The following is an 8,207-nucleotide window of genomic DNA, read 5'->3' as shown; positions in this document are numbered from 1 at the left end:
TCGACGAAACTGTCGCGGGTATGCACCTGGCGCCCCTGCATCAGCCGCTGCCAGCGCTGGATGCGCTGCGTGTCGCCCCAGACATAGGAGACATGCAGCGGAAACGGCCGCTCGAGGGTCTTGTTGTTGGTATTGCCGACGATGCCGCCGGTGGGGCTGATGAACTCGGGGTTCGAAGCATAGGGCAGGCGCCCGCGCCAGCGGTTCTGCGCCATCCAGCCGAGGCTCGGCAGGCGGCCCTTGCTGACATGGCCCTCGGCGCGGCGCGGCATGGCGCCGACGGTCTTCATCGCCACCGTGTCGCGGTCGGCCAGGATCAGGTTCTGGGCCGGCGAGATATAGGCCTCGCCGGCGGCGATCGCCTCTTGCACGGTGTCGGCATACATCACCCCGATGGCCGCGCTGAGCGAGGTATCGGCGGCGCTGAGCGCGGTCCAGCCGAGGGCGGCAACATGGTCCTTCGGGGTCACCGTGCCAAGGCTGTAATGGCCGGCCGGCAGCACCGGCCCGTTGTCGGTCCAGCGCAGGGTGATCGTCACCGGCGCTTCGCCCGCGACATTGATGATCGACTTGCGGGTGACGAAGGGCTTGTAGCCGTCGGGGCTGCGGTATTCCTCGGGGTTGTCGGGGTTCAGCGCCTCGATGAAGACGTCCTGATCGTCGAGATAGGCCGAGGTCAGCCCCCAGCCGAGGCCGTCGTTGCGGCCGCTGAGAACGGCCGGAATGCCGGGGATGGTGCCGCCGATGACGCCGCCGGTCGACAGTTCGAGCCGCGCCAGATACCAGATCGACGGCGCGCTGAGCCCGAGATGGGGGTCGTTGGCCAGAAGCGTGCCGCCCGAGGCCGAGCGCGAGGCCGCCGCCGCCCAGGCGTTCGAGGCCCCGGCCAGGGCGCGCGGCTTGAAGGGGGACAGCGGATGCCGGGGCAGGGCGGTGGTCTCGGCGAAGCGCGCCGTGCCCGGCACCAGCGCCGCATATTCCGGCAGCGCCGCCACCCCGGTGCCCGGCGCCTCGGGCAGCACATCGGCGAGCCGCGCCGCGTCGGGCAAGAGCAGCGACACGCGGGCGCGCAGCACCTCTTCTTCCAGATGGCCCGAAAGCTGCAGCGCCATCAGTTTCTGGATCGCGATCGAATCCGCCGGCTGCCACGGCGCGACCGGGCTTTGGAACAGGAACATCTCGGGGGCGCCGCGCCCCAGCGAGTCGCGGTTGATCTCGTCGATGCGGGTATTGACGCCGTTGGAATAGGCCCGCAGCGCCGCCGCCGTGCGCGCATCCTGATAGCGGGTGGACTGGACCGACAGCGTGTAGAAGTCGAGCCGCCTCAGCAGCTTGTCGATCCGCAGCGTGCGCGGGCCGAAGACCTCGGAAAGCCGCCCCTGGGCGGTGCGCCGCAGGGTGACCATCTGCCAGAGCCGGTCCTGGGCGTGGGCATAGCCGAGGGCGAAGAAGGCATCGCCGTCACTTTCGGCGAAGATATGCGGCACGTTGGCATTGTTGCGCACGATCTCGACCGGCGCCGAGACGCCGGCGGCGGCCAGGGTCTTGTCATAGTCGGGCAGGGAGCGCGAGGCGAGGTAATAGACCAGCGCGATGCCCGCCAGCGACAACACCACCATACCGCCTGCGATACGCAGCAACCATTGAATGACCACACTCATGCCGAATCCCGGATTATCTCTTGCCAAGCGCCCCGTGGGACGGGACAAACACTACGATGATTGCATGCGAGGGAAAAGCAAATGGCGAAACTGGCGTTTCTGGGTCTGGGCGTGATGGGCTATCCGATGGCCGGGCACCTGCAAAAGGCGGGGCACGCGGTCACGGTCTACAACCGGACCGCCGCCAAGGCGGCTGCCTGGGTCGAGGATTTTGGCGGCGCGCGCGCGGCAACCCCGGCCGAGGCCGCCAAGGGCGCCGATTTCGTCATGGCCTGTGTCGGCAACGACGACGACCTGCGCCAGGTCTGCACCGGCGCTGACGGCGCCTTTGCGGCGATGCGGCCGGGCGCGATCTTCGTCGACCACACCACCGTGTCGGCCCGGGTCACGGCCGAGCTTGACGCCGCCGCCAGAGCGGCCGGGCTGTCCTTTGTCGACGCGCCGATCTCGGGCGGGCAGGCGGGGGCCGAAAACGGTATCCTGTCGGTGATGTGCGGTGGCGATCAGGCGGCCTATGACGCCGCCGAGCCGGTGATCGCGGCCTATGCCCGCATCTGCCGCCGCATCGGTGACAGCGGCGCCGGGCAGATGACCAAGATGTGCAACCAGATCGCCATTGCCGGGCTGGTGCAGGGCCTGTCCGAGGCGCTGCATTTCGCCGAGAAGGCCGGGCTTGACGGGCGCGCCGTGGTCGAGGTCATCAGCCAGGGCGCGGCGGGCAGCTGGCAGATGGCCAACCGCTATAAGACCATGCTCGACGATCATTTCGACCACGGTTTCGCGGTCGACTGGATGCGCAAGGATCTCGGGATCTGCCTCGACACCGCCGACGAGACCGGCGCCAGCCTGCCGGTGACGGCGCTGGTCGACCAGTTCTACAAGGATGTCCAGAAGATGGGCGGCGGGCGCTGGGACACCTCGAGCCTGGTCAAGCGCCTGCGCCATCTCGGCTGAGCGCATGGGTCAGGCAAGGGCGCCGGCGTTGCCCGGCGGCAGCGGTCCGGCCCGCCGGGCCCTGCCGGAGGAATGGTGGATCAGGGGATGATGCGCGAATATTTGGTGCCTTCCAGCGTCGCGCCGAAATGCAGGCCGGCCTGGCCGAAGACCACGGCGATCACCGGCGCCAGCGAGGTCGTTGTCCCCACGGCCAGGGTCTCGCCGTCGTCGGCCACGGCGTATTTGAGATCGGCCCCGGCGGCCCAGCCGCGCGAGCGGCGGAACTCGGACAGGGCGTTCTCGGTCATGAAGAACAGCACATGGGCATGCTGCGACGCGCCGATCTGGAAGCCGAAGCTGCCCTTGGCGGCCGAGTAGTAATCCACCGTCACGTCATTGACCAGCAGCGCCCCGCGGCCATAGCCGCCGCCGACGCCGAAGCCGGCCTCGGTGATCAGCGGCATCACCAGAATGCCCGAGGACTTGCTGGCCAGGTCGCGCGCATTGGGGTGGTTGCTGTAAAGATAGTCCAGCGTCTGGTCGACACGGGCGTCGATCTCGGCGGCGCCATTGCCGCCGATGCCGTTGCCGCAGGCGGCCGTCAGGCCCGCGCCAGCCAGGGCCGCGAGGGTGAAACTGCGTCTGTTCATCATGTCCATGGGTTTTGCCTGTTCTGAAATGTCATGCTCTTGGCGCCGGATTTCCGGTCGTTGCGCGCAACTATAGGGCCAGCGCGGGGCGCTGTCACTAGGGCTTGCGGGGCGTCGGCGGCTTAGCGCCCGGCCAGCTTGCGGGCCACCGCCGGTGCGAAATAGGTCAGGATGCCGTCGCATCCGGCGCGTTTGAAGCCCAGCAGGCTTTCGATCATCGCCTTGTCGCCGTCGATCCAGCCATTCTGCGCCGCGCCCATGATCATCGCGTATTCGCCCGAGACCTGATAGGCATAGGTCGGCACGCCGAAACGGTCCTTCACCCGGCGGCAGATGTCGAGATAGGGCATGCCGGGCTTGACCATCACCATGTCGGCGCCCTCGTCGAGATCGCGCCCCACAAGGCGCAGCGCCTCGTCGCTGTTGCCCGGATCCATCTGATAGGTGGTCTTGTCGCCCTTGAGCGCCCCCGAGGCGCCGACCGCATCGCGGAACGGGCCGTAGAAGGCGCTGGCGTATTTGGCGGCATAGCTGAGGATCATCACATCGGCGTGGCCGCTGTCTTCAAGCGCGCTGCGGATGGCGCCGATGCGCCCGTCCATCATGTCCGAGGGGCCAAGGATGTCGGCCCCGGCCTCGGCCTGGCTCAGCGCCTGTTTGACCAGCGCCTCGACGGTCTCGTCATTGAGGATCTTGCCGTCGCGCACGAAGCCGTCATGGCCATGCACATTATAGGGGTCGAGCGCCACGTCGGTCATGACGGCGATCTCGGGCACCGCGGCCTTGATGGCCCGGGTGGCGCTGTTCGAGAGATTGTCGGGGTTCCAGGCCTCGGAACAGCATTCGGTCTTTTTCGCCGGGTCGGTATAGGGAAACAGGCAGATCGCCGGGATGCCGAGGTCATGCGCCTCGCGCGCCGCCTCGACGATCTTGTCGACCGAGCGGCGCACCACGCCCGGCATCGAGGCCACCGGCTCTTCGACCCCCTCACCATCGCGCACGAAGATCGGCCAGATCAGGTCTTGGACGCTCAGCGAATGTTCACGCACCAGGCCGCGCACGGCGGCGGATTGGCGGGTGCGGCGCAGGCGGGCGGCGGGAAAGCTGGCGGGGTGATGGCTCATCTTGGACCTCATTTGCGAACCTCCCTCAGGTGCCACGGATTAAGCGCCATCTCAAGGCTAGGAATTGCCGCAGAGCCGCGTTATGTGGAAGGAAACCGCACAGGGGCACCGGCAGTGAACTGGCACCAAACCGTCTTTGAACTGATCGACATGCGCAGTTTCTCGAACCTGTGGTTCTGGATCGCGCTGGCGGTGATGTGGTCGACGGCCAGCCACTGGGTGCTGGGGGTGCCCTTCGACATGGTGCTGCGCGCCCGCCGCAGGGGCGGCCAGAGCGAGGTCGACCTCGAGGATCTGGTGCGGATCAACAGCAACCGCCTGCTGCATATCTCGCAGGTATCGGGCCTGTGGCTGCTGGCCCTGGCCTGCTTCCTGCTGACCGGGCTGGCGGTGCTCGGCTTCCACTACGGGGTGGAATTTGCCCAGGCGGTGTTCCTGATGATGTTTCCGATGTCGCTGGTGGCCCTGATGAGCCTGTCGACGGCGGCGCGCATCCAGGAGGAGGAGGCCAGCGGCGAATTGCTGCGCAAGCGCCTGTCGCGCCACCGGTTCTGGACCCAGGTGATCGGCATGCTGTCGATCTTTGTCACCTCGATCTGGGGCATGTACCAGAATTTCCAGTCGTCACCGCTGGGCTGAACACGAGGTCTAACGTGATGCCGAATTCGACCCATTTCACCGTTGGCGGTGCGCCCGAAGGCTATGACGCGCGGCTGATCCTGAACGAGGTGGCCAGATCCGGCGGCCCGGTTGTGCATGTCGCCCGCGACGACAAGCGGCTGGCGGCGATGCGCGCCGCGCTGGCCTTCTTCCAGCCCGAGATGCCGGTGGTGACCTTTCCCGGCTGGGATTGCCTGCCCTATGACCGGGTGTCGCCCAATGCCGATATATCGGCGACCCGCATGGCGACTCTGGCCGGGCTGGTGCATGGCATGCCGAAACAATATGTGCTGCTGACCACGCTCAACGCGGCGACGCAGAAGGTTCCGGCCCGCGCGGTGCTGCGCGAGGCGGCGTTCAAGGCGCGGGTCAACTACCAGATCGACGAGGCGGCCCTGCGCGGCTTTCTGGCGCGCATGGGCTTTGCCCAGGCGCCGACGGTGATGGAGCCCGGCGACTATGCGATCCGTGGCGGCATCATCGACATCTTTCCGCCGGGCGACAGCGGCCCGGTGCGGCTGGATCTTTTCGGCGATGTGCTGGACGGCGCGCGCCGTTTCGACCCGGTCAGCCAGCGCACCACCGAAAAGCTGCAGGAGATCGAGCTGGCGCCGGTCTCGGAAGTCATTCTGGACGAAGCCGCGATCACCCGGTTCCGGCAGAATTACCGCATCGAGTTCGGTGCTGCGGGCACCGATGATCCGCTTTACGAGGCGATCAGCGCCGGGCGCAAGCATCAGGGGGTCGAGCATTGGCTGCCCTATTTCCACAAGCGGCTGGAAACCCTGTTCGACTATCTGCCCGAGGCGGTGATTTCGCTGGACGATCAGACGGATGCGGCGCGGCTTTCACGCTGGGAGTCGGTGGTCGACCAATATGAAACCCGGCGCCATGCGCTGGCGCAGAAAGCCCGTATCGACTCGGTCTACAAGCCGGTGCCGCCAGCGGAGCTGTATCTGGACGACGCCGCCTGGGAGGCGGCGGTTTCGGGGCGGCGGATGCTGCGCTTTCATCCCCTGCCGCAGGCCAGCGGGCCGGGCACGATCGACGCCGGCGGGCGGATCGGGCGCAATTTCTCGCCCGAGCGCCAGCAGGAACAGGTCAGCCTGTTCGCGGCGCTGGCCGATCACATCCGGGCGCGGATGCAGCAGGGGCCGGTGCTGGTCGCCAGCTATTCCGAGGGCGCACGCGAACGGCTGAGCGGTCTGATCGAGGACGAGGGGCTGGCCGAGACCATCCCGGTGAGCGACGCCGCGCGGATCGGAAAATCGGGGCTTTACCTGGCGGTCTGGGCGCTGGAACACGGGTTCGAGACCCCCGAGATGACGGTGATCTCGGAACAGGACGTGCTGGGCGACCGGCTGATCCGGGCACCGCGCCGGAAACGCCGGGCCGAGAACTTCCTGACCGAGGCCCAGTCGCTCAGCCCCGGCGATCTGGTGGTGCATGTGGATCACGGCATCGGGCGCTATCACGGGCTGGAAGTCATCACCGCCGCCGGCGCCGCGCATGAATGCCTGAGCCTGGAATATGCCGAGAACGCAAGGCTCTACCTGCCGGTGGAAAACATCGAGCTCTTGTCGCGCTATGGCCAGGACGAAGGGCTGCTGGACAAGCTCGGCGGCGGTGCCTGGCAGGCCAAGAAGGCCAAGCTGAAGGAACGTATCCGCGAGATGGCCGACCGGCTGATCCGGGTGGCCGCCGAACGCACCCTGCGCCGCGCCCCGGCGCTCGAGGCACAGCACCACGCATGGGAAGAGTTCAGCGCCCGCTTTCCCTATCAGGAGACCGACGACCAGCTGAGTGCGATCTCGGATGTGCTGGGGGATCTCGGCTCGGGTCAGCCGATGGACCGGCTGGTCTGCGGCGATGTCGGTTTCGGCAAGACCGAGGTTGCCATGCGCGCCGCCTTCGTCGCGGCGATGTCCGGCGTTCAGGTGGCGGTGATCGCGCCGACCACGCTTCTGGCGCGCCAGCATTACAAGAGCTTTGCCGACCGTTTCCGCGGCTTTCCGATCGAGGTCAGGGCGCTGTCGCGCTTCGTGTCCTCGAAGGAAGCCGAGAAAACCCGCGAGGGCATGGCGCGCGGTACGGTCGACATCGTGATCGGCACCCATGCGCTCTTGGCCAAGAACACGCGGTTCAAGAACCTCGGCCTGCTGGTGATCGACGAAGAGCAGCATTTCGGCGTCGCCCACAAGGAGCGGCTGAAACAGATGCGCTCGGACGTGCATGTGCTGACCCTGACCGCGACCCCGATCCCGCGCACCCTGCAACTGTCGCTGTCGGGGGTGCGCGATCTGTCGATCATCGGCACGCCGCCGGTCGACCGGCTGGCGATCCGCACCTATGTCAGCGAGTTCGATGCGGTCACCATCCGCGAGGCGCTGCTGCGCGAGCATTATCGCGGCGGGCAGAGCTTCTACGTGGTGCCCCGGATCAGCGACCTGCGCGAGGTGCAGGATTTTCTGGCCGATCAGGTGCCCGAGGTCAGCGTCGTCACCGCCCACGGCCAGATGGCCGCCGGCGAGCTCGACGACCGCATGAACGCCTTTTACGACGGCAAATATGACGTGCTCTTGGCCACCACCATCGTCGAGAGCGGGCTCGACATTCCCACCGCCAACACCATGGTGGTGCACCGCGCCGACATGTTCGGCCTGGCGCAGCTCTATCAGATCCGCGGCCGGGTCGGGCGTTCGAAGACCCGCGCCTATGCCTATCTCACCACCAAGCCGCGCATGCCGCTGACAGCCGCCGCCGAAAAGCGCCTGCGGGTGCTGGGCTCGCTCGACACGCTCGGCGCCGGCTTTACCCTGGCCAGCCAGGATCTCGACATTCGCGGCGCCGGCAACCTTTTGGGCGAGGAACAGTCCGGCCAGATGCGCGATGTCGGCTACGAGCTTTACCAGTCGATGCTGGAAGAGGCGATCGCCAAGATCAAGGCCGGTGAAATGCAGGGCCTGAGCGACACCGACGGTCAGTGGGCGCCGCAGATCAACCTTGGCGTTCCGGTGCTGATCCCCGAGGATTACGTGCCCGACCTCGACGTGCGTCTCGGCCTTTACCGCCGCCTCAGCGGGCTGCACACGAAGGTCGAGCTCGAGGGGTTCGCGGCCGAGCTGATCGACCGTTTCGGCAAGCTTCCCAAAGAGGTCAACACCCTGCTTCTGGTG

General features: G+C 67.0%; 6 protein-coding genes. 3 read left to right on the top strand and 3 right to left on the bottom strand.

The window, feature by feature from the left end; translation table 11 throughout:
- The coding region (locus ABZD10_RS11515) for a penicillin acylase family protein (protein WP_372886643.1) at positions 1 to 1,661 on the bottom strand (1,661 nt) is incomplete at its 3' end.
- 81 nt (positions 1,662 to 1,742) lie between these two features.
- Between ABZD10_RS11515 and ABZD10_RS11510 the strand changes: the two genes are divergently transcribed.
- Entirely contained in the window at positions 1,743 to 2,615 is an 873-nt protein-coding gene (locus ABZD10_RS11510) for an NAD(P)-dependent oxidoreductase (protein WP_372886642.1), read from the top strand.
- Between the two features lie 80 nt (positions 2,616 to 2,695).
- Here the strand turns inward: ABZD10_RS11510 and ABZD10_RS11505 are convergent, their stop codons facing one another.
- Together ABZD10_RS11505 and hemB are read right to left on the bottom strand one after the other, a co-directional pair.
- Positions 2,696 to 3,256, bottom strand: a complete 561-nt coding sequence (locus ABZD10_RS11505) for a YSC84-related protein (RefSeq protein WP_372886641.1) — start codon at positions 3,254 to 3,256, stop codon at positions 2,696 to 2,698.
- Positions 3,257 to 3,369: 113 nt separating this feature from the next.
- Positions 3,370 to 4,371: a porphobilinogen synthase gene (gene hemB / locus ABZD10_RS11500; RefSeq protein WP_372886640.1), complete on the bottom strand. Its 1,002-nt coding sequence runs from the start codon at positions 4,369 to 4,371 to the stop codon at positions 3,370 to 3,372.
- A gap of 114 nt (positions 4,372 to 4,485) precedes the next feature.
- Between hemB and ABZD10_RS11495 the strand changes: the two genes are divergently transcribed.
- Together ABZD10_RS11495 and mfd are read left to right on the top strand one after the other, a co-directional pair.
- Positions 4,486 to 5,010 carry a component of SufBCD complex gene (locus ABZD10_RS11495; protein WP_372886639.1) on the top strand — a complete coding sequence of 175 codons (525 nt, stop codon included), beginning with the start codon at positions 4,486 to 4,488 and terminating at the stop codon, positions 5,008 to 5,010.
- A 17-nt stretch (positions 5,011 to 5,027) separates the two neighbouring features.
- Positions 5,028 to 8,207: transcription-repair coupling factor (mfd, locus tag ABZD10_RS11490; protein ID WP_372886638.1), on the top strand; the 3,180-nt coding region annotated here is incomplete at its 3' end.

The sequence above is a fragment of the Shimia sp. genome (genome assembly GCF_041624275.1).
Classification (GTDB): domain Bacteria; phylum Pseudomonadota; class Alphaproteobacteria; order Rhodobacterales; family Rhodobacteraceae; genus Shimia.
The sequence above is the reverse complement of the archived record's forward strand: the minus strand, read 5'-3'. Positions and strand labels throughout refer to the sequence as shown.